At 64.9% G+C, this 26,105-nt stretch carries 21 protein-coding genes; 9 read left to right on the forward strand and 12 right to left on the reverse strand.

Annotated elements, in window-relative coordinates:
• Positions 1 to 25: 25 nt before the first annotated feature.
• The 3 genes from ACCD03_RS00500 (at position 26) to ACCD03_RS00510 (ending at position 5,910) form a co-directional block, all read left to right on the forward strand.
• On the forward strand, positions 26 to 421 hold the full coding sequence (locus ACCD03_RS00500; protein WP_045205791.1) for a DUF1801 domain-containing protein: 396 nt from the start codon (positions 26 to 28) through the stop codon (positions 419 to 421).
• 77 nt (positions 422 to 498) lie between these two features.
• A complete protein-coding gene (locus ACCD03_RS00505; RefSeq protein WP_413410478.1) occupies positions 499 to 831 on the forward strand; it encodes a DUF2322 family protein in 333 nt (110 codons plus the stop codon).
• 156 nt (positions 832 to 987) lie between these two features.
• Positions 988 to 5,910, forward strand: coding sequence for an NAD-glutamate dehydrogenase (locus tag ACCD03_RS00510; RefSeq protein ID WP_413410479.1), 4,923 nt, complete (start codon positions 988 to 990; stop codon positions 5,908 to 5,910).
• Between the two features lie 9 nt (positions 5,911 to 5,919).
• Here the strand turns inward: ACCD03_RS00510 and ACCD03_RS00515 are convergent, their stop codons facing one another.
• On the reverse strand, positions 5,920 to 7,170 hold the full coding sequence (locus ACCD03_RS00515; protein WP_413410480.1) for a phosphatidylserine decarboxylase family protein: 1,251 nt from the start codon (positions 7,168 to 7,170) through the stop codon (positions 5,920 to 5,922).
• Between the two features lie 101 nt (positions 7,171 to 7,271).
• Between ACCD03_RS00515 and ACCD03_RS00520 the strand changes: the two genes are divergently transcribed.
• From ACCD03_RS00520 to ACCD03_RS00530, 3 genes are read left to right on the forward strand one after another with little or no spacing between them, the layout of a single operon-like run.
• On the forward strand, positions 7,272 to 7,904 hold the full coding sequence (locus tag ACCD03_RS00520) for a UdgX family uracil-DNA binding protein (protein WP_413410481.1): 633 nt from the start codon (positions 7,272 to 7,274) through the stop codon (positions 7,902 to 7,904).
• A 60-nt stretch (positions 7,905 to 7,964) separates the two neighbouring features.
• Positions 7,965 to 8,345, forward strand: coding sequence for a hypothetical protein (locus ACCD03_RS00525; protein ID WP_413410482.1), 381 nt, complete (start codon positions 7,965 to 7,967; stop codon positions 8,343 to 8,345).
• Positions 8,346 to 8,384: 39 nt separating this feature from the next.
• Positions 8,385 to 8,579, forward strand: coding sequence for a hypothetical protein (locus tag ACCD03_RS00530; RefSeq protein ID WP_253540313.1), 195 nt, complete (start codon positions 8,385 to 8,387; stop codon positions 8,577 to 8,579).
• A 132-nt stretch (positions 8,580 to 8,711) separates the two neighbouring features.
• Here the strand turns inward: ACCD03_RS00530 and ACCD03_RS00535 are convergent, their stop codons facing one another.
• The 10 genes from ACCD03_RS00535 to kbl form a co-directional block, all read right to left on the reverse strand.
• Positions 8,712 to 8,984: a hypothetical protein gene (locus tag ACCD03_RS00535; protein WP_325653613.1), complete on the reverse strand. Its 273-nt coding sequence runs from the start codon at positions 8,982 to 8,984 to the stop codon at positions 8,712 to 8,714.
• Between the two features lie 241 nt (positions 8,985 to 9,225).
• Positions 9,226 to 9,456, reverse strand: a complete 231-nt coding sequence (locus tag ACCD03_RS00540) for a hypothetical protein (protein WP_082076146.1) — start codon at positions 9,454 to 9,456, stop codon at positions 9,226 to 9,228.
• Between the two features lie 381 nt (positions 9,457 to 9,837).
• Positions 9,838 to 10,845, reverse strand: a complete 1,008-nt coding sequence (locus ACCD03_RS00545) for a poly-beta-1,6-N-acetyl-D-glucosamine biosynthesis protein PgaD (protein ID WP_413410483.1) — start codon at positions 10,843 to 10,845, stop codon at positions 9,838 to 9,840.
• Positions 10,842 to 12,125, reverse strand: coding sequence for a poly-beta-1,6-N-acetyl-D-glucosamine synthase (pgaC, locus tag ACCD03_RS00550; protein WP_045205782.1), 1,284 nt, complete (start codon positions 12,123 to 12,125; stop codon positions 10,842 to 10,844). Before pgaC ends, ACCD03_RS00545 begins: the two co-directional genes overlap by 4 nt.
• Before the next feature lies 1 nt (position 12,126).
• Positions 12,127 to 14,292, reverse strand: a complete 2,166-nt coding sequence (gene pgaB / locus ACCD03_RS00555) for a poly-beta-1,6-N-acetyl-D-glucosamine N-deacetylase PgaB (protein WP_413410678.1) — start codon at positions 14,290 to 14,292, stop codon at positions 12,127 to 12,129.
• A gap of 50 nt (positions 14,293 to 14,342) precedes the next feature.
• Complete coding sequence (gene pgaA / locus ACCD03_RS00560) at positions 14,343 to 16,808, reverse strand: poly-beta-1,6 N-acetyl-D-glucosamine export porin PgaA (protein WP_413410484.1); 2,466 nt, start codon at positions 16,806 to 16,808, stop codon at positions 14,343 to 14,345.
• A gap of 73 nt (positions 16,809 to 16,881) precedes the next feature.
• Positions 16,882 to 17,883 carry a LuxR C-terminal-related transcriptional regulator gene (locus ACCD03_RS00565; protein WP_413410485.1) on the reverse strand — a complete coding sequence of 334 codons (1,002 nt, stop codon included), beginning with the start codon at positions 17,881 to 17,883 and terminating at the stop codon, positions 16,882 to 16,884.
• A gap of 589 nt (positions 17,884 to 18,472) precedes the next feature.
• Complete coding sequence (locus ACCD03_RS00570; protein ID WP_413410486.1) at positions 18,473 to 18,718, reverse strand: hypothetical protein; 246 nt, start codon at positions 18,716 to 18,718, stop codon at positions 18,473 to 18,475.
• A 109-nt stretch (positions 18,719 to 18,827) separates the two neighbouring features.
• Positions 18,828 to 19,811, reverse strand: coding sequence for an NAD-dependent epimerase/dehydratase family protein (locus tag ACCD03_RS00575; RefSeq protein WP_413410487.1), 984 nt, complete (start codon positions 19,809 to 19,811; stop codon positions 18,828 to 18,830).
• Positions 19,811 to 21,028 carry a glycine C-acetyltransferase gene (kbl, locus tag ACCD03_RS00580; protein WP_413410489.1) on the reverse strand — a complete coding sequence of 406 codons (1,218 nt, stop codon included), beginning with the start codon at positions 21,026 to 21,028 and terminating at the stop codon, positions 19,811 to 19,813. The genes ACCD03_RS00575 and kbl overlap by 1 nt, the downstream gene beginning before the upstream one ends.
• Positions 21,029 to 21,115: 87 nt before the next feature.
• Here kbl and ACCD03_RS00585 point away from each other — a divergent pair, with 87 nt between their 5' ends.
• Positions 21,116 to 21,712, forward strand: a complete 597-nt coding sequence (locus ACCD03_RS00585) for a helix-turn-helix domain-containing protein (protein WP_004631320.1) — start codon at positions 21,116 to 21,118, stop codon at positions 21,710 to 21,712.
• Positions 21,713 to 21,732: 20 nt separating this feature from the next.
• Here the strand turns inward: ACCD03_RS00585 and ACCD03_RS00590 are convergent, their stop codons facing one another.
• Complete coding sequence (locus tag ACCD03_RS00590; RefSeq protein ID WP_413410490.1) at positions 21,733 to 23,088, reverse strand: MATE family efflux transporter; 1,356 nt, start codon at positions 23,086 to 23,088, stop codon at positions 21,733 to 21,735.
• Positions 23,089 to 23,450: 362 nt separating this feature from the next.
• On the opposite strand from ACCD03_RS00590, the gene ACCD03_RS00595 reads away from it, so the two are divergent.
• Together ACCD03_RS00595 and ACCD03_RS00600 are read left to right on the forward strand one after the other, a co-directional pair.
• Entirely contained in the window at positions 23,451 to 25,097 is a 1,647-nt protein-coding gene (locus tag ACCD03_RS00595) for an APC family permease (RefSeq protein ID WP_413410491.1), read from the forward strand.
• Positions 25,098 to 25,253: 156 nt separating this feature from the next.
• On the forward strand, positions 25,254 to 26,093 hold the full coding sequence (locus ACCD03_RS00600) for a DUF4349 domain-containing protein (RefSeq protein ID WP_045205774.1): 840 nt from the start codon (positions 25,254 to 25,256) through the stop codon (positions 26,091 to 26,093).
• Positions 26,094 to 26,105 lie beyond the last annotated feature (12 nt).

The following is a 26,105-nucleotide window of genomic DNA, read 5'->3' on the forward strand; positions in this document are numbered from 1 at the left end:
TTGGGCCCACCACGGAGGCAGACACATGAAGAAGAGCACGCAGGACACCGCCGCACCCGCGTCCGAACTGATCGACGCGCGCATTGCAGAGCTGGACGACTGGCGCGGCGAGATACTCGCCCGCCTGCGCGCCATCGTCCGGGCGGCCGACCCCGACGTGGTGGAGGAATGGAAATGGAGCGTGCCCGTGTGGTCGCACCATGGTCTGATCTGCACTGGCGAGGCCTACAAGCAGACCGTCAAGATGACGTTTGCCAAGGGCGCCTCCGTGCCTGACCCTTCCGGCCTGTTCAATTCCAGCCTTGACGGCAACACCCGCCGCGCCATCGATTTCCGTGAGGGCGACAAGGTGAACGAGAAAGCGTTGAAGGCGCTCATCCAGGCGGCCATTGCCGTGAACAAGGCCGGCGCCAAGCGTTGAAGAACGCGCAAGCTCGCGCGGGTCGGGCCGGAGCCGTTAACATACGGCCCGCCTGATCAACCAACGGAGCTACCGCAGTGATTCAACCGACCAGTGTATTCAAGGACAACCTCGCCCAGCTGCCCGCCATTGACGGCATCGAACGCATCGATCTGGTCAACGGCCAGGGCGCCGTAGTGGCTGATATCGAAAACAAGCCCGGCAAGCAAGGTTCGGTGGCGGTGTATCACTACCTGCAGCAGACGTTCGGGCAGCTCGACGCCAAGGCCGCCGAGCACGGCCTAGCCGTGTTTGCCGAACACACCATCGACGCACGCAACCGCCCCGGCGCCCACCCGAATGTGGACCGCCTGCTGGCCATCGCGGCGGGTGAGCCGGCCCTGCGCATCAACGTCGTAAAGGCTGGATGACGCGTCGCTGATGCACGCCGCAAGTAGCGAGTGAACCACCTGTTCTCTCGCTGCACTGCACACAGCGGCATCTGAAAAGCCGTGCGCGGCGCACGCTGATTGCCAGCCATGGGCACGCGGCGTAGCATGAGGCAGCCCTTCTTCGGGAGCCGCCTCATGCCTGACCAGCACGAAGACAAGGTCCGCCAGCATATGGCGGATGCAGTGGCCCTGGCGCGCGAACGTGCGCCCGATATTGCCGACCTGTTCGAGCCGTTCCTGCGGCACTACTACGGCCTGGCAGACCCCGAAGACGTGATCTCGCGCAGCGTTGCCGACCTCTACGGCGCGGCGATGGCGCACTGGCAACTGGGTCAGAAATTCGTGTCGGGGCAACCGCGCGTTCGGGTCTACAACCCGAGCCTCGAACAGCATGGCTGGTACTGCGGTCACACCGTCGTTGAAATCGTCAACGACGACATGCCGTTCCTGTTCGACTCCGTGACCATGGAGATCAACCGGCAAGGGCTGGCCCTGCATTCCGCCTTCCACCCCGTCTACCGCGTACAGCGCGACGGCGCAGGCATGCGCGTGGCGGTCTCAGCCGGCGGCGGCGTACAGCGCCCGGCGGCTCTTGCGGGCGACATGCCCGACACACCCGCCGATGCGGACAGGGAAACCCACGGCGTTGCCCGCTTCGAATCAACCATCCACATCGAAGTCGATCGGTTCTCCGAGCCCGAACGCCTGCAGGCTTTGCACGACGGCCTGATGCGAGTGCTGGGCGACGTGCGTGCCACGGTGGAAGACTGGAAGCCGATGCAAACGGCCGCCCAGGCCGCCATCGACGCACTGGCCGTACGCGCCGCACACCCCGCCACCGGTGACGTGGAACGCGCCGAGATTGCCGAAACGCAGGCCTTTCTCACCTGGATGCTTGAGCGGCATTTCACCTTCCTTGGTTATCGTGATTACGAACTGATCACGCAAGACGATGGCCATTACCTGCGCGGCATACCGGGCACCGGCCTGGGCGTGCTGCGGGAAGCGCTGCGCGACACCTCCACGCCGGACACGACGCGCCTGGCACCGGGCGCGGCCAAGTTCATCGACGCGCCCGAGCCCATCTTCCTCACCAAGGCCAATTCGCGGGCGACCGTGCACCGCCCCGGGTATCTCGACTACGTCGGCATCAAGCTGTTCGACGCCGAAGGCCGCGTCTGTGGGCAGCGGCGTTTCCTCGGGATGTACACGTCGAACGTCTACATGGTGCCGGCCGAAGACATTCCGCTGGTGCGCCGCAAGGTGGCCGACGTGATCCGGCGCACGGGCTTCCTTCCTGACGGGCATCTGGCCAAGACGCTGGTCACCATCCTGGAGCAATACCCGCGCGACGAGCTGTTCCAGATGGATGCCGAAGCGCTGCACGACATCGCACTCGGCATCCTGCGGCTGCAAGAGCGCCAGCGCACGCGCCTGTTCGTGCGCCGTGATCCGTTTGACCGTTTCGTGTCGTGCCTCGTGTTCGTGCCGCGCGAAAAGTTCAACACCGACCTGCGCGTGCGCATCCAGAGCCTGCTGCAGGCGGCGTATCACGGCACCGCCGTGGAGTTCACGCCGCAGCTGTCGGAATCAATGCTCGCGCGCATCCATATCACCGTGCGCACGCAGCCGGGCAACGTGCCCGAAGTGGACGTTGCCGAACTCGAAGACCGCATCGTTCAGGCCGCCCGGCGCTGGCAGGACGACCTGGCCGACGCCCTGCTCGAACGCGGCGGCGAGGAGCACGGCAACCGCCTGCTGCGCCGCTATGCGGTCGCGTTTCCAGCGGGTTTTCGCGAGGACTACGCCGCGCGCCTTGCCGTGCGCGACATCGAACTGATGGAGCCGCTGCTCGCCGGCAATGCGGCGGACAAGGTGCTGACCATGCAGCTTTACCGGCCGCTCGAAGCGCCGCCCGGTGCGCTGCGTTTCAAGATCTACCGCGCCGGCCAGCCGACATCGCTGTCGCACAGCCTGCCGATGCTTGAACACCTGGGCGTGCGCGTCAACGAAGAGCGCCCCTACTGCATCGAACCCGCCGATGCCGTCCCCATCTGGATGCACGACTTCGGCATGGAGACCATCGACGGCAGTGAAGTCGATCTGGACGAAGCCCGCGCGCGCTTTGAAGACGCCTTCGCGCGCATCTGGTGCGGCGATCTGGAAAACGACGATCTCAACCGCCTCGTGCTGCAGGCCGGCCTGACTTGGCGCGAGGTGCGCATCCTGCGTGCGTATGCGCGCTACATCCGCCAGATCGGTTCGACCTTCAGCAATACGTATATGGAAAGCGCGCTGAACGGCAATCCGTCGATTGCGCGGGCGCTGGTGCGGCTGTTCCTGGTGCGATTCGACCCCGCCCTTGCCGAGGCCGAGCGTTCGCGCGCGAGCGAAACGCTGCGCAAGCAGATCGACGAGGCGCTCGAAGACGTGCCCAACCTGGATGAAGACCGCATCCTGCGACAGTTCCTGGGCGTGGTGGAAGCCACGCTACGCACGAACTATTTCCAGAGCCTGCCGGACGCCGGGCAGGGTCAGCCCAAGCCCTATCTGTCGTTCAAGTTCGACCCGGCGCGCGTGCCCGGCTTGCCAGAGCCCAAGCCGATGTTCGAAATATGGGTGTATTCGCCGCGCGTGGAAGGTGTGCACCTGCGCGGAGGCAAGGTTGCGCGGGGGGGCTTGCGCTGGTCTGACCGGCGCGAGGATTTCCGTACCGAGGTGCTGGGCCTGGTCAAGGCGCAGATGGTCAAGAACACGGTCATCGTGCCGGTCGGCTCCAAGGGTGGCTTTGTCGTCAAGCAACCACCGCCGGCCAGCGATCGCGACGCGTATCTGGCCGAAGGCGTGGCGTGCTACCAGACCTTCCTGCGCGGGCTGCTCGACCTGACCGACAACTACGTCGACGGCCGCGTCGTGCCGCCGCGCGATGTCGTGCGCTATGACGAAGACGATCCCTATCTGGTCGTCGCCGCCGATAAGGGCACGGCCACGTTCTCCGACTACGCCAACGCCATCTCGGCCGAGTACGGCTTCTGGCTCGGTGACGCCTTCGCTTCCGGCGGTTCGGTGGGCTACGACCACAAGAAAATGGCCATCACCGCGCGTGGCGCATGGGAATCGGTCAAGCGGCACTTTAGCGAGATGGGTGTCGATACGCAAACGCAGGATTTCACCGTCATGGGCGTGGGCGACATGTCGGGCGATGTGTTCGGCAACGGCATGCTGCTCTCGCGCCATATCCGCCTGCTCGCAGCGTTCGACCATCGGCACATCTTTCTCGACCCGTCGCCCGATGCGGCCACGAGCTTTGCAGAGCGCGAGCGCCTGTTCAACCTGCCGCGTTCAAGCTGGGCCGATTACGACCGGGCGCTGATCAGCCTTGGCGGCGGTGTATTCCCGCGCACGGTCAAGTCGATCGCGCTCACGCCGGAGGTGCGCGCCATGCTGGATGTGACGGCCACCGAGATGGCACCGAACGACCTGCTGCACGCCATCCTAAAGGCGCCTGCTGATCTGCTCTACAACGGCGGCATCGGCACCTACATCAAGGCCAGCACCGAAACGCATGCCCAGGTGGGCGACCGGGCCAACGACGGCCTGCGCGTGAACGGCGCCGAGCTGCGCTGCAAGGTCGTGGCAGAAGGCGGCAACCTGGGCTGCACGCAGCTCGGCCGCATCGAGTACGCGCAGCATGGCGGGCGCATCAACACCGATGCCATCGACAACTCCGCAGGTGTGGATTGCTCCGACCACGAGGTCAACATCAAGATCCTGCTGGGGCTGGTCGTGGCCGACGGCGAGATGACGCTCAAGCAGCGCAACACGCTGCTGGCCGAGATGACCGACGAGGTGGGCGAACTGGTGCTGCGCGACAACTACTTCCAGACGCAGGCGCTGTCGCTGGCGCGCACGCGCGCGGCGCTGTGGCTCGACCCCGAGGCGCGGCTGATGCGTTATCTGGAACGTGGCGGGCGCCTGAACCGCGCGATCGAATTCCTGCCCGCCGATGAAGACATCGACGCCCGCCGGGCAAGCGGCGGCGGCCTCACCACGCCCGAGCGCGCAGTGCTGATGGCCTACAGCAAGATGTGGCTGTACGACGTGCTGCTGGGCGGCGACCTGCCCGACCAGCCTTTCGTGGCCGATGGTCTGCCAGACTATTTTCCGAGGCCGCTGCACACGCGTTGCGCGACCTCGATCCCCCGGCACACGCTGCGTCGCGAGATTCTGGCGACGATGCACGCCAACGCGCTCGTCAACCGAGCGGGTGTGACCTTCGTGCACCGGATGGCCGAAGAAACCGGCGCAGAGCCGCTTGCCGTGGTGTGGGCAAGCCTCGTTGCACGCGCGGTCTACCGGCTCGACGCGCTCTGGCAACAGGTCGATGCCCTGGATGCCCAGGTGCCGCACGAAACGCAAACTGCCCTGTTCACGGCGCTCGCGCAGTTGCATGAGCGCGCGACGCTGTGGTTCCTGCGGCGACGCGTGGGGGATGTGCCGACCACGGTCGAGCACTTCCGGTCTGCGGTCGATGCGCTCGCACCCGAGATTGACGCGCTGCAACCGGAGGAATCTGCGCGAGCCGCCGCACAGCAGCGGCAGGTCTTGACCGAAGCCGGTGTGCCAGAGGCACTGGCCCGCGTGGCAACTGGCGTGCCGGCGCGCGTGTCGTTGCTCGACATTGCGGAGGTCGCTACGGCAGGCGGCTGCGATGCGCGGCTCGCCGCACGCGTGTACTTTGCCCTCGACCAGCCACTGGGTTACGGGTGGCTGCAAGGCGGCATTCTCGGCCTGCCGACACAAACGCATTGGCAGATGCTGGCGCGTGCAACGCTGCTCGAAGAACTGGGGCAACTGCGGCGTCGGCTCACGCAATCGGTGTTGCAAAATGCGGCCCCTGGCGCGAGCGCCGAAGCCCTCATCGACACATGGCGCGGCACGCGACAGGAAGCGCTGGCGCGCTACAACCGCGTGATTGCCGATCAGGTCGCTGCGGGCTCGGCCGATCTGGCGATGCTGTCGGTGGGCCTCAACGCACTGGCGGAGGTCGACGCTTGATCAACGTCGCTATCTGGCACGCGCCAGTGCGGCGTTAACGCGCACTGGCGGCGTGTCGTGCGAGAACGGCGGCTGCACGACGAAGGCATCCACCACACCGGGCTGGAAGAACATGCAGTACGTCGATCCGCCGTACTGGAAGTAGCCGAGCTCCTCGCCCTTGCAAACATGCTGGCCCGGCGTCACGTCGACCATGCACGACGACACCTCCGCCATGCCGATGAACACGCAACCCACGGTGCCCACGGCCGGATCGTCGCAATCAATGGTGATGACCGCGCGTGCGGCCATGGCTGCGCTGTAGCCTTGTGAATCGTTCAGCCCTTCGGGGTCGGCGCCTTCCGATTCCACGCACGAGTAGTACGTGCCGTCTACGTGGAAGGTATCGACGATGGTGCCTGCGACGGGCGCATGCCAGCGGTGATAGTTGTAGGCACTCAGGAAAGCCTGGTAAACGCTGCCGCCTGCAAACCGCTCCGCGAGGTGAGCCTTGCCCGGTCCGAAGACGTCGCGCAATGAATACGGCTGCGCCTTGATCCAGAACGCGTCTTCGTAGCGCGCATCGCGGCTGATGTTGTAGGGCGCGGCCTCGCACGCGCTGACGATCAACTTGTCGTCGTCCTCGCCCGCGACCGGCCGCATGCCGGCACGAAATCGACGCGTGAAAAAGTCGTTCCACGAGGTAAAGCCCCAGTACGGCTGCGACGGATCGCACAAAAACTGCTCCATGCCGATACGCCGTGTCGCTTCGGGGCTGAACCAGCCGTCGGGCTCGCGCGTGTTCAGATAGGCACGCGAATGCGGACCGATGAGGAACGCGCTCCAGCCATTGAGCACCGCCTCGAGCGCATCGTTGAAGCGCCGGTCACGGAACAGCGCGTAGCCGGATGGCATGCACATCGGCCAATCGAGCAGTGCATTGAGCGGACAGATCACCAGCGCCTTCTCGCTGAAGCGCGGCGCGCACGTAACGATGTGGTCAATGGCGAGCAGCAGTTCTGCGCTGTCCTTGTAGCCGAGTTCGTATCCGCGCTCCTTCGCTTCGTCGATAGCGCGTGCAAGGTGCATACGCGATGCGGGCTCGCTATCGATCAGGTTGGCAAGCGCGCGCACGGCGGCCACGGACGGCGTCTTTGACGGACGAGACAGCGCTTGCGCAACCAGCTCGGTGCGGAACGCCGCCAGTTGCGCCTCGCCTTCCGGCAACCAGTTGCCGAGCCGGCGCCGCCGGTCCAATGGAACATTCGATGCAGCTTCCAAAGTGGTCTCCTCATCAATGCCGGACACCAAGCAACGGGCGTTCCACATGGGCGCAGTGGCATTCGGGTTGCTTTGCCGTTGTTGTTCTCATCTGCCTGCCCATGAAGAAACCTCCTCCCGCTTCCCCGCCCGCCAGCGACGAGACCGACCCCGACCAACAGCCGGATTCGCTCGCCGCGTGCCGCCGCTGCGATCTCTGGCGGCACGCCACGCAAGCCGTACCCGGCGAGGGCAAGCGGCGCGCTCGCATCATGCTTGTTGGCGAGCAGCCCGGTGACGGCGAAGACCTGGCCGGCAAGCCGTTTGTGGGTCCTGCAGGGAAGCTGCTCGACCGTGCGCTGGAAGACGCCGGCATCCCGCGGGACGAGGTGTTCATTACCAACGCGGTGAAGCACTTCAAATGGGAACTGCGCGGCAAGCGTCGCCTGCACAAAACGCCGGGGCAGCGCGAGGTGCAAGCCTGCATGTACTGGCTGGAGCGCGAGCTGCAGCAGGAAGCGCCGGCGGTGGTGGTGGCGTTGGGTGCGACCGCGTTGAAGGCGTTGCTCGACGATGCACATGCGCGCCTGCAAGAGCATTTCAACAAGCCGGTGCGCCATGAAGGCCGTACGGTGTTGGCGACATGGCATCCGTCATACGCACTGCGCGCCCCAGAGCCGGCGGCGCGTGAGAGCGCGTATCTCGACATCGTGACCGCACTCAAACATGCGCGGCGGCTTGCTGCCGGCAAGTAGCTGCACGGGCGCGTGAGTTGCGTCCGTGGAACCGACACTGACACTTCACCGGAGCCGATGATGATTTGCACCCAATATGCCGCACGCACGTTCTGCGCAGTGGCGGCAATGTTTGTTGCCCTGGGCAGCGGCACCGCATTCGCACAAGCAACAGGCGCACAGTCCGGCAGCAGCGATAACGCACCCGCCGCCCATGCAAACAGCACCACCGCGACGGGCACCAAAAGCCGCACCGATCGCCCCACCGGGCGTGACGCGACGCGCAACCGCACTCGCACCGACAGCGCCAACCCTTCCGGCGAATACGTGCCGCGAACCGGTTCCACTTCGCATCAGGACAAAAACGGCAACGTGGTCAAGGACAAATCAACTGGCGGCAGCCCGCAGGGTCGCGAGCGCCCGCCCGCGACCCCGCCGAACATTCCGGCCACGCACCCTTGAAGCGACACGTACCGACTCGTGCACATTCAGGAGCACCCCATGAACAATGAAAATCCCATCCCCGGCACGCCTCCTGCGCCCGTCGCGCCCGGCGACGAAGCGGCGCCGGGGGCGCCCAGCAGCGGCGAGGCGGTCTGCCCGGTGTGCAACGGCACGGGTCAGCGCGACGATGGCAGCCCCTGCCCCATGTGTGAGGGCAGCGGCAAGATCATTCAGGGGATTGGTGGGGGCTGATGGTCCCCGCCTTCTGCGCTTGCCGCCGGGCGGGGACGTAACGGTCGGGCGACCGTATCCATCTGGATGACGCCCAATTCTCTGGTGTTGCCATATGCGCCCAGTCGGGCACTCAGGTCGGCGCACGCCCGATCAACGATGCTCCATCTCTTCGTGAACGTCGTGTGCATGCTCGCGCGCCTCGTGCTCGCGGTGCCTCAGGGCTTCGCGGTCACGTTTGATATCGCGATGCTCGGCGCGGAGTTCACGGTGCTCTTCGTGGCGCTCCGTCTGCCGCTCATGCTCCATGCGCTCGGCACGTTCATGGTCCGGGTCTTCCGGACGTGGCGGGGGCATGGGCTGCGCCAGGGCAGCAGTACCGGCAATGGCAAGCACCGCGGCAAGCAGGGTGTGTTTGGTTTTCATAGGGTGGCTCCTCTTGAATTGTCATGAGTGCCTACCCACCGACGCTCGTGCGTCAGAATTTCGGGATAGGCCTCTGCAGTTCAGCAAGAAGCCCGCCCCTTGGCCCGCAGGCGAGCGCACAAGCTACGCAGGGGCCACGAGCAGAGTGTTTCTGTTTGTATCGATCGCAGGGCACGTCACACGCCTTCCTGGACGTAGCGCCCAGGTAGCGACTGGTTGCACTGCAATGAGGAAGAACCGCCTAGTGAGACACAGCCATCAAACGGCGGCCGCTGGTGCGGACGTGTCCGGAAGCCTTGAGCAGGATGTAGCCCTGGAGGGTTACCCGGGCATAGCTGTGGTCGGGGCCACGGCGCTCCAGCGTAACGAGCTGTCGCTCGATGAGCGCTTCGACATCGGCGCGATCCAGATCGTCGGATTCAGCGCCGTCGTTGACGAGAAGCAGAACGGCAAATTCATGGGGACTCAGCACAGTTGTCTCCAGCTTGTCTATTGGTCACGGCATGCGACGCGTGACTGGGGTGGGCTTGGTTTTCACTGACACCATGAGCACTGCAAGAGCCGCCAAGAACACCGGGAGAGAGCAACTGGACTTGCAGGAGAAGCCAGCATAGGCACCCTCGCAGCGGCATTCAAGAGGGCAATTCCGTCATCCTTCCCGGTGGCGCTGCGGCCGCATGGGTGATGACGGTGCATCAACCGTTTGCCGTGCTGTATAGCGCACCGGCGGCAACGATTGCGCATCACCGAAAAGTCCGTCCTCCTCCGTTTGCGCTAAATCAATTGCCCAAAAGAACGCGCCCCGGTGACTCGCATCACCGGGGCGCTGAGTGCTGCGCTGGGGCGGGCGAGCTTACACGTCGTCGGCGACGATGTTGGCGCGTCGGCCGAAGCCATGCAGCGGGTCAATGCGTTCGACGCGTTGGAGTCGCGCGTAAGGATCATCCAGTTGTGCATGCGCACCAAATGCATGCAGCGCACGATGGCGTTCCGTGGCTCGGTCCGCTGCGTGCACTGCAGCACGGCCATGCACCACGGCGGTCACGCTGCCGTAATGGCGGGCCATGCCGGGCCGCATTGCGTACGTCTGGGCCGGCGATTGGGGCGATTCCGGCTCGACCCAATCGTTACGGCCCAGACGCCCGCGATAGCCAAAGCGATGGAAGCCCGAGGCCTCGGCCGTCACCGCCTCCACGGCCTTCACCACGTCGCGCGGTTGTTGTGCAGGTGCATCAACGCGCGCCAGCGAAGGCTCTTCCCGATCGAGGTTCTTCAGCACGATCGCCTCGCTGACGAGGTGGGCGCCCAGTACCGGCTCTTCCGGGTCGTATTCCGGGCTGCGGGTGAACGGCGTGGGCGGGGTGGCGGTGCCGGCGGGTGCGGGTCGGCCCGCCCACTCCTGCCAAGAGCGCACGTGGGTGATATCGCCGTCATCGTCGTGATCGACCACCAGCAGGCGCGTGTTGCGCGGACGCTGCCACGCGGGCTGCTGCCCGTGCAACGCCCCGCGCGAGGCGCGAGCGGAGGCCCCGGCGGATGGAGCCGGCATTGCCGGCGCACGCACGAGCTTGCGGCGAATGGCACGGTCCAGCCGCGACAGGATCATCCACACCACGAGCACCCCGCCCATGCCGGCGATGATGTTGCCGTACATGCGCAGTTGCTCGAATGGCAGGCCGCTGGGGCCCACGCTGCTGATGGAGTAGCCCACGTACAGGCCCAGCAGACCCCAGATCGAGATCACGAGCACCGGACGGAAGATGCGGAACCACAGCACATGGTGCAAGGTCCCGACGACACCCTTGTCCGAGAACGACTGTCGGATCGAGTTTCGCGAAACATCAATGACGAGCATGGTCATGGCGAATTCCCCTGTTGTTGTTGGATGCCCCGGTCGGGGCTCGTCCAGCGGGCACGGGCACGCGTACGCTGGAAGGCGACGGCTGGAAAGCCGACCACCGTGGTGACAAGGTTCAGGATCCAGAACGCAACCGGATACCAGACGGTGTCGATGAAGTAGCGCAGGATGTTGTCGTCATAGCGGCGATCGATAAAGCAGCCGATCAGCAACTGCAGCACGCAGGTGATGAAGAGCAGCGTGCCGTGCCAGCGCGGGAAGGCTTCCATGCGCCATTCCGGCGGCAGGGTGATGAAGAAGCCGAGCACCGACCACGTAATGACGATCAGCATGTTGTACGCCCACACAACCGACAGTGCGTATTCGAAGAAGATCGGCCACATCATCGATTGCCGCAGGCTCACCATGGCCGGCGCGTACTTGATCAACGCCTGAATGCCGCCCTTGGCCCAGCGCAGGCGCTGCTTGTACAGGCCGCGGAACGTCTCGGGCATCAGGATCCACGACAGCGCACGCGGCTCGTAGCGGATCATCCAGCCGCCCACCTGCAGCTTCCAGCTGATGTCGATGTCCTCGGTGAGCATGTCATTGCTCCAGTATCCGACATCCTCAATGGCGTGCTTGCGGAACATCACGACCACGCCCGACACCGTCAGCAGCCGGCCATAGACCTGCTGCGTGCGCTTGATGAGCCCCACGATCGACGAGAACTCGCCCACCTGCATGCGCCCCAGCAAGGTCGAGCGCGTGCGGATGCGCGGGTTGCCCGTCACCGCGCCAATGGTCGGGTTCTCCATCAGGTGGCGGATCATCCAGGCAATTGCATCCACGTCCAGGATCGAATCACCATCAATGCACATCAGGTACTCGGCGTCGGTCACCTGCGCGGCGGTGGTGAGGCCAATTGCCTTGCCCTGGTTCGACGACTGGTGGATCACCACCAGCTGCGGGTATTCCGCTGCCAGTTCGTTCAGGCGGTCACCGGTGCGGTCAGAACTGCCGTCGTTCACGGCGATGATGTCGTAGTTCGGATACCGCATGCGTGCGAGGTGGCTGATCACCTCGCGCACATTGGCCTCTTCGTTGTAGCAAGGCACGATGATCGACACCTTGGGATAGCTCTTCACCCCCAGGAGTGCCAGCGGATGCCGTACGTTCTGCGTGCCGCGTTCGAGCAGAAAGTAGTGCAGCAGCCCGCCGATCATCCAGAAATACGACATGAAGAACGGGTAGTAGAAGACAAAGCCGGAGATCCAGCGCTTGGCGGTGAGTGCGTCCACCATCTCAGCCTCCCGCCTTGTTGGTGTGGGACGGCGCGGCCGCTTCCGTCGTCGCGGGCTTCTTGTCTGCCGCCGCATTCGGCGGCTGGCTCTGCGGCGCAGCGCTGCTGTCGAGCTTCTCAACGCTGGCCTTATTGCCACCGGGCGGCTTGCGAGTCTCGATGTACGTCTTGAGCGACATCACATCGCGCAGCACCTCGGTATCGGGCCGGCCTGCAATGAAGTCGTCCGGGTAATAGCCGTAGTTGAGGGCACCTGCCGAGCGCAGCGCGCGCATCTGATCACGCAGTTCGGTCGTGGGGATCGGCTTGTCCTGATTGCGCCAGTCCACCGCCTGCAGCTCGAAGATGGTCTTCTTCAGGCCATCCTTGTGCTTGGCCACGGCGGCGGTCAGCTTCTTCATCCAATCCTTCGGGTCCTTGGCTTCTTCCATGTACGGCATGGCTTCGAGCGCCACGTAGTCGTACGCCTCCAGGAAGTCGTCATAGTTCTGCGCCGTCCAGGCCTCGGCCTTCGGATCAAGCACCGGGCCCGAAAAGATGTTGCGCGCGGTCAGCATGTCGCGGCCGTTCTGATAGCCCTGCGCCACCGCAATCAGCTCTTTCGAGAACGAGATCAGCGCAGCAGTCTTGGCCTTCGACCACTTCTGCATCAGCTCGGGCGACTGGCGGATCTTGTTGATATCGCCGGGCAGGCCCATGGCCTCGTAAGCCTTGAGCGCGGCGGGGCTGGCATCTTCGTAGTCGTCGAGCACGCCGTCGTCGTGGAACAGCACGCCGTCGATGATCGCGTTCTTGGCCAGGTCCTCATAGATGTCGCGGATCATCTGACGCGCCTGCGGATCGAACGGCGACAGGCGCGGCGGCTTGACCGTGCCCGGCTTCTGCGGCGCACCCGGCAGCGACTGCACCAGGTGCGTGGCCGCGGGATTGTTGGCCGGCAACTTGTACGACAGCATCGGCAGCCAGGCGTATACCTCCACCTTTGCACGCGTCTTCAACTGCCACGACACGCGCGAGAACAGGTCCGCACGCATCGGCATGTGGCGGTTCGGGAAGTACACGGCATCCACTGCGCCGTTGCCCTTCGGATCGGCGAAGGCCTGCAGATACACCACACGCGGCGCGAGATCCTTGATGCGGTCGATGAGCTTGCCGAGGTTGGCTTCCTGCTGCTTCGGGTCTGGGTCGTAGATGTAATCCATGTCGACCTGAACCACGCGCTGCACGGGGTTGATCTCACCGTGGTGCGTCACAGGCTCACGCAGCGAGCGCTCCAGATCACCGGTGTCGGTGTCGTAGCCCATCAGGCTGCGGCGGATGGCGGTGAGCGGCACGTCCGGCGTGTTCGGGCCGGGCTCCAGCGTCAGCATGTACTTCAGGCCCACGTTGGCGGCTTCCTGGTCGAGCATCTGGTTGTGGGCACCATACGGCCACACCACCGTCTGCACCTTGGTGCCAGTGTTCTTCTGGATCAGGTCGATGCTGCGCTGCAGGTCCTCCCGCACGCGCTTGCGGTATTCGTCATCGGTTTCATAGCGGCCCAGATTGCGCAGATATTCGTGCGTGGTCGCCGCCGGCATCTCGTTGCCTTGTGGATTGCCCAGCGCGCCGTGGTGCATGTCTGCCGTGTGCGTGGCGAACTCTGCCAGGCCCGAGGTCTGCATCTCGCGGATCTGGTTCCAGTTCATGAAGAAGTCACGCGGCACGATCTGCTTGTCCGACAGCTTGATCTTTGCTCCCGGGGGTGCGTTGGTCCACTCCGTCACCAGACCGAACACGGCGGGAAACCGGAACTGCTTGAGCAGCGGGAAGACCTTCGTGTAGTGGCTTTCATAGCCGTCATCGAACGTCAGCAGGATCGGGCGCTTGGGCAGCGGCTTGCCGCCATGGCGCGCTGCGTCGATCTGCGCGAGCGTGACGGGGTGGTAGCCGTTGGCCTGGATCCAGCTGAACATGTTCGTCAGCATCTTGGTATCGACGGCAAACCCATCGGGCAGCTTTTCGAAACTGGCACGCAGGTTGTCGCGGATGTCGTGAAAGCACAGCACGCGGAACGTCTTGCCGTCGTCCGGATCGGGCTTGGGCAGGAAGTCCACCTGAACGGCGGCGGCAGGTCGAACGGCGGCAAGGAAAGCCAACGTCAGGACCAGCGCCAGTCGCGGTGCCATCCAGGCGAAGAATCGTCGCAATGACGGTTGTCGGAGAGCTTGCATGGGCATCACAGCGGAATGTTGAGGTTCAGGTACAGGAACTTGCGGTTCTCAGGCTGGCCGTCGTAGCTATGGCGACCAAAGCCGATGCCGTAAGACACCTGCGTCTTGCGATTGATTTGCCACACGTGCTCCAGCCGCGCTTCGTACATCGGGCTGCTGCCGAACGACTGCTGGTTGTACATGCCGCCTGTCAGGTACACGCGCTGCGTGAACGACTTGTCGGCGTAGCGCCAGGGCGTCCACGACCAGATGGCCGTGGCTTGGCCGCTGTAGTCGCGCGATGGGCTGAAGTAGTTCAGGCCCGTCATCGTGTTGCGGCTGGTATCGGCCCCGAACAACACGCCGATGGTGTGCCGCGGCGAGGTGAACACCTGCTGGTAAAAGTTCGCTGCCACGCGCTGGCGCAGGTTGTCGTCGGTGTAGCGCGACACGCCGTACGTGAGCGATGCGTAGCGCGTTTCGTCCCAGGTGTAGCGAACGTTGCCGCTGACGCTCTTGCCGGTCACGCCCACCTGGTACGCCTTGTAGGGCACTTCCAGGTCATCGTTGGTGACCATGCCCGACACCTTCCAGTGGTCGCTCGGGATCCACGTGGCATCCAGGGTGCCGCCGGTCTTGCCAGCCGCGCCGACGGATTGGTGCACCTCGCCGTTCACCTCGACGCCGGTGTCGAACCACTGCAGGCCCGCGCCGTTGCGCACGCGGCTTTCCGATGCGCCGTCAAACTGCGCACGGCCCGCAAAATTGTGGAAGAACAGCCGATAGTGGTCTGCAAACGGGCCGCTGTAGGCCTTGGTGTCGATACCGTACTCGTTGTTGGCGAACGCCGAATTGCCCTTGTCCGCCGTCGATTGGATGATGAGCTGCGGGCTCTGATAGACGTCCAGATCCTTGCGCAGCGCATGCACTGAGCCGTTCTCCGGAAAGCGTTCGTCCAGCCCGTTGGCGACGTTCTTGGCGGTCTTCAGATCGTCCACCGCCAGCGACGCGCGGCCATAGCCTGCTACCACGCTCAGGTCATCCGGGTGCTCGGCAAGCGCCGTCTTGTACATGTCGCGTGAGCGATACGGCTCGGTCTGCACCATCGCGCCGTCGGCACGTGCGCTGACGAGCGATGCGGCGAACGGCGCTTCGTGCCGCCACTTGTCCAGCTCGGCAATGCCCTGGTGCGTGCGACCCGTCAGGATCAGGTACTGCGCCTCCAGACGCTTGATGCGCGAGTAATCGGGATTGGGCGTACCGGCTTCGGGCGCCAGTCGCACGTACTCCGGGTTGTCGGCCTTCATCTTGTCGAGCAGCGCGCGAGCCTCTTCAAAGCGGCCGGTGTCGAGCATGGCGTAGAACAGGCCTTCCTGAACGTCGCCGGTTTCGATCTCGCCGGGGCCCGCATCCTTGAGCGCGCGGGCGTAAGCATCGGCGGCCTTGTCGGGCGTATCGAGATACGCATAGGCATCCCCTGCGGCCACACGTGTGTAGGCCGGCACCTTGCCCGTCTGCGACATGGCTTCGTAGCGCTTGACGGCGTCTTTCATCCGCCCGCGCGAAGCGAGCGCCACCACTTCGTCCGCCACGATCTGCTGGCGGAACTCTGCGTTTTCCGGCGTATCGGGCACCTTCTTGAGCAGCGCCTCGATTTCAGCCACAGCCTGATCGATGATGACGAAGCGCTCCGGCCCGTTGATGACCTTCAACTGCTGACGCCCCCAGCGGATGCGCTGCGCGGCGGCGGCATGGTCAACGTGCCACGATTCGCTTTCCTTGAACCAGTCCGGATGCTGGCGCAGGTTTTCTTGCGCGAGCGTGGCGGCGCCCTCGCGCGACTCCCGCATGACCTCGTCGTGAAACGCCTGACGGTCGGTAGGCATCGCGCCTACGGGCGCGTTGTCGGGCGCATTGCCGGCGGCGTGGGTGGCCGCTGCATTGGCGGCTTCCGGCGACACCTGCAGCGGTTCGAGCGCGCCGGGCCCTTGAGCACTTGGGCCTGAAGGCATGGCCGGCGCCTGTGCAGCCGTATCCGGTGCAGGAGCGCCCGGCGGCAGGATCACCGTGGGCGACGGCAGTGTAGGCGGAGGCGCCGGGGGCGCTGCTTCAACAGCAGGCATCGGCGACGTGGCGGCCGGCGCGGTGGCTGCGGGCGATGTCGTGACGGACGAATCTGCAGGCGGCACCGCCTGTTGCGCAACGAGCAGCGTGTTGGCCGGAGACGCCGGCACGTCATCACCGCCGGCGATGACGGTCGTGGATGCAAACGTGGCCGGGCCCTTGGCGGCGGCGGCGGTCAGTTGCGAATCGATCAAGCGGCGCGTGGCCGCGTTGGAAGCATCGTCGGTCGCGGCGTGCGCGATCATCGGCACCGTGCCGACCACCACAACGGTGGCGGCGGCAATAGCGCAGCGGCGGGGATGCCATGCCGCGGCCGCGCTGGTGCGCTCGGCCGGCAGGCTCCAGGAGAGTGGCTCGTGGGTTGTCATTGTTGTCATGTCCAGTGGGCGGCGCGTGCGGGCGCACGCCATCCGCGTTGCACGAAGAGCTGACCGGGCTGAGTCAGCCGAGGCGGGCCGTACCGTTGGCGGCGCGCACCGGGGCGCGCATCGGCTTGGCAGGCGTCACGCCCCCAAAGGCTCGCGTCATGGCAGCCCAGCGCGATTCGGCGCCCAGTTCAGCGCCCGATGCGGTCACCGACGTGGTGGTCCGGTCGGACGCCCCCGGCTGGGGGGATGAAGACGCCATCACCGCGTCTCGGGCCGGTGCACTGGCCTGGAGCGGGTGCGTTGTGCGTGCAGCGGTCTGCACGAACACGTCTGCGTCTTGCGCATCTCCAGCCACCTGGACCGATGTCTGCGCAGATGCCGCGCCGGTGGTGGCGGCAGCCCCGCCCTGCAGTTCCAGTGGAATCCCCAGGCGCATGGCGGCGTACACCGCTTCGCTCTTGTTGCGCACGTTCAGGCGTCGATACAGCGTGCACGCGTGCGTTTTGACGGTGGCTTCCGAAATGCCCAGCAGGCGGCCGACACCCTTGACGGAATGGCCGCGCGACAGCAGTACCAGCACTTCGTACTGCCGCAGAGACACATTCAGCCGCTGCGCCGCTTCCGACGCATCCAGCGAGAGCATCGGCATGGCGGCATTGGCCGCACGCGGTATCAGGGCCGGATACGACTGGCCGCCGGCCAGCACGAGCCGCAGCGTGGCCAGCAAGACTTCCGGCGATTGCGATTTGGCGCAGTAGGCGTCTACACCGCACGTCATCGCGACGTGCGCTTCTTCAGCAGAGAGGCTGGCGGCCAGCAGCACCACGCGGCTGGCCTCGCTGGCGGCGATCGCCTCGCGCAATTGGGCAGCGAATTCACCGGCGTTGACCGGGCCGTCGGCCTCGTCCAGCCCGATGACGAGCAGATCGGCTCGCTCATCGAACGCGTGCAGTTCGCCAGGGATGCCCGCAGGCAATGCCGGGGCGACGACCTCCAGGCCGAGGGTGGGATGCGCGAGCAACTGCGCAAGTCCGGCCCGTAGCAACGGATGATTCTCCAGCAGGACTGCTTTCATGGTTTCCTCGTTTTCTTGTGAAGCGATTCCGGTCAGGCGCGCACAAGCCAGCCGCTGCGGGCGAGCACGCATATGACCGTCGAAACCCCGGGACCGTCCGAGAGAAAGCGCCCTGCCGCCAGCTATGCGCCGGCTCTGGAGAAGCGAAGTGCGAATGCCGTGTGGACCGTGGGGCCGTGGGGACCAATCCGGTTCCGGATTCGCTTTATTGGAAAAACCTGTTCTGCAGGTGGCGGAACTGCCTTGCACATGCAGAGTGACCGCACGACATAGAGCAAGCATCGGGCCACCTCCGTGCAGCGCAACATCTGCTTACACTTGCGGCACAAACGATGACGAGAAGAAGGCGGGCAAAACCCGCTGTGGCAAAGGATTGGCGGGCCGCGATATCGGTTGGTGCGATGCCGCAAATTCACTTCATTTCTGTAACGATTCAGTTACGAATTCGCGACGTGTGACGACCGACCCGATCATGCCGCCGGTTGTCCACTGAACGTTTTTACAACCTGTTTTAAAACTTACCGAGCGAGCGCGGCAGGCGCCACATTGCCGGCATGGCCGGCAACGGATAGATGACCGATGCGCCCCTTCAGGGCTTATGGCGCATGGCAAAAAGGAAGAGGCTGTCGATGGCGCCCACCATGAAGATGATGCCCGCAGCCATATGCAGCATCCAGGCGCCGTCAGCAAACGGCAGTTGAATCGACGTGTGCGGAATGACCCCCACCGCGCCCGCCGCCACCGACATGCGCGGTACCGGCATCCACCATGTGCGCTTGGCGGGCTGCGGATCGTCGCGATGACGCGGCGCGGGGTCGGGCGTCGAAGAAGACATGCGGCAGGGACGAGAAGTGATGGCCATGCTGCATTGTTGAACACAACCGATCGAAGCGAAACACAAAACAGCGCCCTGCAATGCCCGCAATTCCCCTAACTGAAGCTGCCTAGGCTGGATGTGCAGCCAGGTGGGCAAGGTTCTGCAGCATGTCGGTCGTCATCTCCGCCACACCGTATTCGGGCTTCCAGCCCCAGTCGCGCCGGGCGACCGAATCGTCGATGGAGTTCGGCCAGCTGGCCGCAATCGCCTGGCGGAAATCCGGCGCATACGCCACCTCGAACGACGGACGATGCCGGCGGATCTCGGCCGCCAGCTGCTCCGGCGTAAAGCTCACGCCTGCCAGGTTGTAGCTGCCGCGCTGGGTGATGCGCTCGGCCGGGGCCTCCATCAACTCGATGGTGGCGCGCACGGCGTCTGGCATGTACATCATGGGAAGCGCCTCGTCGTGATCAAGGAAGCACGTATAGCGCTCACCCTTCACGGCCGAATGGAAGATGTCGATGGCGTAGTCGGTCGTGCCGCCGCCCGGTGCGGTCTTGTACGAGATCAGGCCCGGATAGCGCAGGCTGCGCACATCTACGCCGTGGTGCTCGAAATACCAGCGGCACCAGCCCTCGCCCGCCAGCTTGGAAATGCCGTAGACGGTCTTGGGCTCCATGATCGTGCTCTGCGGCGTGTTGTCCGCAGGCGTGGTGGGCCCGAACGCGGCAATCGAGCTGGGCCAGAAGATGCGCTCAAGCTGATGATTGCGCGCGGCTTCCAGCACGTTCAGCAAGCCATTCATATTGAGCGCCCAGCCCCATGTCGGCGATTGCTCTGCCGCGGCCGACAGCGCCGCCGCCAGGTGATAAATCTGCGTGATGCCGTGGCGCTCGATGATCTCGCGCAACTGGCCGCGATCGGTCACATCCAGCGTTTCGTGACGGATCTGCGGGTGGCGGCCACGGGGCACCATGTCGCTGGTCACGACGTTGCCAGTGCCGTAGCGCTCGGCCAGCGCAGCGGCCAGCTCCGTCCCCAATTGCCCGTTGGCGCCGATGATGAGGATGCGCGGCGCCGATCCAACATTCGCGCTGGTGCCCGTGCTCATCAGATGATCCCCAGTTCCTTGCCGGCGGTTTCAAAAGCCTTGAGCGCCGCGTCGAGTTGCGCGCGCTCGTGCACGGCGCTGATCTGCACGCGGATGCGCGCCTGCCCCTTGGGCACCACCGGATAAAAGAAGCCAACCACGTAAACGCCCAACTCCAGCAGGCGCTTGGACAATGCCTGCGCCTTCTGTGCGTCGTACACCATGATCGGCACGATGGGATGGTCGCCCGGCTTGATATCGAAGCCCAGTTCGACGATCTTGCGGCGGAAATACAGCGCGCTGTCTTCGAGCTTGTCGCGCAGCGCGGTGTCGGCCTCCAGCAGATCGAGCACCTTGATGGTGGCCCCGACAATGGACGGCGCCACCGTGTTCGAGAACAGATACGGCCGCGAGCGCTGGCGCAGCAGCGCCACCACTTCCTTGCGCGCGCTCGTGAAGCCGCCCGACGCTCCGCCCAGGCCCTTGCCCAGCGTGCCGGTGATGATGTCGATCTTGCCGAACACGCCGCGGTGTTCGTGTGAGCCGCGCCCCCGCTTGCCGAGGAAGCCCGTGGCATGGCATTCGTCAATGCCCAGCAGCGCACCGAACTCATCGCAGATGGCACGGATTTCATCCAGCCGCGCGACGGTGCCGTCCATCGAGAACACGCCGTCGGTAAACACAAGCTTGAAGCGCGCGCCCGCCGCATCGGCCGCCTGCAATTGCGCGCGCAGATCCTCCAGATCGTTGTGCTTGTAGCGATAGCGCTGCGCCTTGCACAGGCGGATGCCATCAATGATGGACGCGTGATTCAGCTCGTCGCTGATGACGGCATCTTCGGCGCCGAGCAGCGTTTCGAACAAACCGCCGTTGGCATCGAACGCCGAGCCGTAGAGGATCGTGTCTTCCGTGCCGAGAAACTTCGCCAGCCGCGCTTCCAGCGTCTTGTGCAGGTCTTGCGTGCCGCAGATGAAGCGCACCGAGCTCAGGCCGAAGCCATGCGTGTCGAGCGCCTCGTGCGCAGCCTTCAGCACCTCCGGGTGCGACGACAAGCCCAGGTAGTTGTTGGCGCAGAGGTTGATGACCTCCTTGCCGTCAGCCGTGCGGATCACCGCGCCCTGCGGCGAGGTGATGATGCGCTCGGTCTTGTAAAGACCGGCTTCCTCGATCGCCTGCAGTTCGCGGCGGATGTGCGCGTAGAAGGCGTCGGTGGAAGCATTGGCTTGCGTTGTCCCCATGGTGCTGCTCCTGTAGACTGCGTTGATCGATAAATCGAACATGTTCGATATATCGAATAATTCGTTCAATTTACAAGATACCAACCGATGGCACAAGCCCCCGCCACCGATGTCCTCGCCGATGGCCCGCCCGCCGTTGGTGCCAAGCTGCAAGCCCTGCGCCAGGCGCGCAAGCTGTCGCTCGATGAACTGTCGCGGCGCGCAGGCGTGTCCAAATCCATGCTCTCGCAGGTCGAGCGCAATCTGGCCAACCCGACCGTCGCGGTGCTGTGGCGCCTGGCCACCGCGCTCGGCGTAGGGCTGGCAGATTTTCTGTCGCCCGAAGGCGCGGCCGATGCGGCGCCCGCGGTGACGGTCATCCCCGCTCACTCCATCCCAGTCATCAAAAGCCCGGATGGCAAGTGCGAATTGAAGATTCTTGGCCCTGTGGACCTGGCGGCGCGCTTTGAATGGTATGAACTGGCGATCCAGCCCGGCGGCGTGCTGGCGTCAGAGCCGCACGAGCTGGGCTCGAAGGAGCACATCTCCGTGCTCAGCGGCACGGTGACTGTGCAATCCGGCCCGAGTGAGAAGAAGGTGCGGCACGGAGAATCGGCACGCTACCCGGGGGATGTGCAGCACGCCATTTCAAACGCCGGCAAGACGGTGGCGACGGCGTTGCTGGTGGTGGAGTACGCGCAGTAGTCGCTGCAGATTGACGCTGCCTAGGCTGCCTGCAATTGAGGCGCCCGCCACACGCGCGGCAGCAGCACCCCGAGCATCAGCCCGCGCAAGGCCATGAACCCCAGCATCGACAACCACAGCCCGTGGTTGCCCCACAGCGGCTGCAGCGTGACCGACAAGCCCCAGAACGCGGCAGCCGCCACGGCCATCGTCACCAGCAGTTCACGTGTGCGCGTTGCGCCGATGAACACGCCGTCAAACTGGAAGCCCCATACCGACACGATCGGCAGCAGCGCTGCCCACACCAGATAGTGGCGCGCGGCTTCGCGCACGGCGGGCTGATCGGTCAGCACGCTGATGATGCCGGCGCCCGCCAGCGCGTACACAGCGGCAAAAAGCCCTGCCCCCAGTACCGACCAGAACGTCGACACGCGAATCGCCATGCGCAGCGCGGCGCGGTCCCGCGCGCCCATGGCGGCGCCCACCAGCGCTTCGGCCGCGTGTGCGAAGCCGTCCAGCCCGTAGGCCATGAAGGTCAGGAAATTGAGCAGCAGCGCGTTGGCCGCCAGCACCACATCGCCCTGCCTGGCGCCCGCGTGGGCAAACCAGCCGAAGGCGGCCAGGAGGCACAGCGTGCGCAGGAAGATGTCGGTGTTCAGGCCCATCAGGCGGCGCCAGGCGTCGCGGGCGAGCAGTTCGGTGCGCGTAAGCGGCGGCAAACCCATCGGCCTTTGCAGCCAGAGCAGCAGCATGCCGAGCCCAAACCCGGCAATGTCAGCCAGCGCCGTTGCCGCGCCAATACCGCCCACGCCCATGCCGGCCCCCAGCACCAGGGTCAGCACTGCCACCATGTTGACGGTGTTGATGAAGACCTGCAGCAGCAAAGCACGCCGCACCTGCTGGCGCCCGAGCAGCGTGCCGAGCACGACGTAGTTGGCCAGCGCAAAGGGCGCCGACCAGATGCGCGTCTGGCAATACACCTCGGCCATACGGGTGACGGATTCGCTCGCACCGAGCAGCGCCAGCGTGATGCGGATCGCCGGCACCTGCAGCACCAGCAATGCCGCTCCAATGGCAAAGGCCAGCAGCAGCGCGCGCACCACGCTCGCGCGCAATGCCTGCGTGTCGCCCGCGCCGTGGGCCTGCGGCACCAGCCCCGTGGTGCCCATGCGCAGGAAGCCAAAGCCCCAGAACACAAAGTTGAAGAAGACCCCGCCCAGCGCCACGCCGCCAATGTATTCGGGCCCCGGCAGATGCCCGGCCACGGCGGTATCCACCGCCGAGAGGATCGGCTGCGTCAGGTTGGCCAGCACAATGGGAAACGCCAGCGTCAGCACGCGCCTGTGCCACTGCGTAGGTGACGCAGGTGCAACCGAAGTGGCGAAAGAGGACTCCATGGGGAGAAAAAACTGCGAGGAACGATGAAAAAGGCGGTGCAACCGCTCACGATTTCGCTATCATTGCGCCCCATTGCGGGCTCCGGAAATCGGGCGGCAAGTGCGGCACCCCGCACAACGTCGCCGATGACTATACGCGAATCCCCCCGGAAGGCAGACACCGTGTTTTGCCTTTCATCGCGGCCGGACGGGTGCGGTTGATGCTACGCATCATCCGGCACACGCATGTCCTAGGCTGGTGACACCCACCACATGGGACGGCGGGCGACGCCCAAACAGCGTCGCCTCGGTAGAACTAAGCGGACTGGTAAGCAACCGCGATGCCCTGTCGAACTTCCGACTCGCCGGGGCGGAGACTCCTCTTGGAAAAAAACGTACAACGCAATCTGGGCGCCTGGGCATTGATGCTGACCGGGCTGGGCTCGATCATCGGCTCCGGCTGGCTGTTCGGCGCTGGCCACGCTGCAAAGGTGGCGGGCCCCGCTGCCATCTTCACCTGGATCATCGGCGCCGTCGTCATCCTGGCCATTGCCCTGACGTATTCCGAACTGGGCGCGATGTTCCCGGAATCGGGCGGCATGGTGCGCTATGCCCGCTACTCGCATGGCTCGCTGGTGGGCTTCGTGGCGGCCTGGGCCAACTGGATCGCCATCGTCACCGTCATCCCCATCGAGGCTGAGGCATCCATCCAGTACATGAGCAGTTGGCCGTGGCCCTGGGCGCAGTCGCTGTTCCAGCACGGTGAGCTCACGCCGCCTGGGCTGGTGCTGTCCGCGGTGCTCGTCGTCGTGTACTTCCTGCTGAACTACTGGGGCGTGAAGGTGTTTGCCAAGGCGAACAACGCCATCACGATCTTCAAGTTCATCATTCCGGCCGCAACTGCGGTGGCGCTGGTTGGAGCGGGCTTCCACCCGGGCAACTTTGGCACGGGCACCGGCGCGAATGTGGCAGGTCAAGGGTTCGCCCCGTACGGCTGGTCCGCAGTGCTGACCGCCATTGCCACCAGCGGCATCGTGTTTGCGTTCAACGGTTTCCAGAGCCCGATCAACCTCGCGGGCGAGGCGCGCAATCCGGGCCGCAACGTGCCCATCGCGGTGATCGGTTCGATCCTGCTGGCTGCGGTGATCTACGTGGCGCTGCAGGTGGCCTTCCTGGGTGCAGTGCCGCCTGAGTCGCTCGTCAATGGCTGGCACGGCATTGATTACCACTCGCCGTTCGCCCAACTGGCGATTGCGCTGAACCTGAACTGGCTGGCCGTCGTGCTGTACATCGACGCCTTCGTCAGCCCGTCGGGCACCGGCAGCACGTACATGGCCACCACCACGCGCATGATCTACGCGATGGAGCGCAACAACACCATGCCGGCCATCTTCGGCCGCGTGCACCCGCTGTTTGGCGTGTCGCGTCCGGCCATGTGGTTCAACCTGGCGGTGTCGTTCATCTTCCTGTTCTTCTTCCGTGGCTGGGGCGCGCTGGCTGCCGTCATCTCGGTGGCCACCGTCATCTCGTATCTGACGGGGCCGATCAGCGTGATGTCGCTGCGCCGCACGTCGCCGCAACTGCATCGCCCGCTGCGTCTGCCGGGGCTCTCGCTCGTCGCGCCGTTCGCGTTTGTGTGCGCGTCGCTCATCCTGTACTGGGCCAAGTGGCCGCTGACGGGCGAGATCATCGTGCTGATGCTGGTGGCGCTGCCCGTGTACTTCTACTACCAGGCCAAGGCCGGCTGGCCCGACTTCAAGACGGAACTCAAGGGCGCGTGGTGGATGATCGCCTACCTGCCGACCATCGCCGCGCTGTCGTACTGCGGCAGCACGGAGTTCGGCGGCCACGGCTACATCCCCTACGGTTGGGACATGGGCATCGTGGCGGTGCTCTCGCTGTTCTTCTACCACTGGGGCGTGGCCAGCGGCTGGCACACGCGCTATCTGGATGAAGTCGAACACGTGCATGACGACGTGCCAGCGCACGACACCAAGCGTGCGCCGCGCGCCGTGCCGCAACGCGCCTGACACCGCTGCTGCTCGCAAGAAAAAAACGCCCGACCGGTTCTGCCGGCGGGCGTTTTTTCTTGCCTGCGCGCTGCCGGGATCTGCTCAGCTGTGTGCGCTAGACTGCGCCGCAACCCACCGGACTTTGCGTACAACCCAACGCCATTTCATTTGCCCATGACTCGACTCCTCGGCCTGCTCCTGATCGCGCTGTCCCTGAGCGCTTGCAGCAAGAAAGAAGAATCCGGCCCCAGCGGCGGCCTATCGCCCACGATGACGGCTGCCGCGCCGGCGCCCGCCGAAAGCGCCAAGATGGCCGATCGCGCCGAGCAGCGCTTTCTCGCCTACGAGCACCGCGTCTCATTGGAAGTCGATCCGCCGCAACTGGAGCGCCTGTACCGCGAGCTGCAGGACACCTGCGTGAATGAGGTCACATGGCACTGCACGGTCATGGACGCCAGCATCCAGCTCGAACGCGACCAGCGCGGCGGCACCGCGCACCTGAACCTGCGCGCCAGCCCCGAAGGGGTCCGAGCCATGCGCAAACGCCTGACCGATAGCGGTGGCGTTGTCAGCCAGGGCACCCACGTGGACGACCTCGGCCAGCCGATTGCCGAAGTCGGCAAGCGCTTGGAGATGCTGAAGAATTACCGCGCAAGCCTGCTCGACCTGCAGCGCAAGGCGACCAAGGTGGAAGACCTGATCCTGATCGCAGAAAAGCTGTCGGAAACGCAATCGGAACTGGAGGCCGCCACTGGCCAGAACACGCACCTCATGGACCGCGTCAACCGCGAGGTGCTGTCGATCGACCTGAGCACGCGGCAGACGGCAGCGCGCAGCCTATGGGCGCCCGTCGGCAATGCCTTACGCGAGTTCCTGCCCTCACTGGTACGCGCCAGTGCGAGCGTGATTGAAGCGGTGGCCTACCTGTTGCCCTGGGGGATCGCGCTGTCGGTATTGGTGGCGCTGTTCATCAAGCTGCGGCGCAAATGGCGCCAGCGCAAAACGGCCCAATGAGCCATCGCGCTG

The organism is Ralstonia sp. Ralssp135 (assembly GCF_047304345.1).
GTDB lineage: Bacteria > Pseudomonadota > Gammaproteobacteria > Burkholderiales > Burkholderiaceae > Ralstonia > Ralstonia chuxiongensis.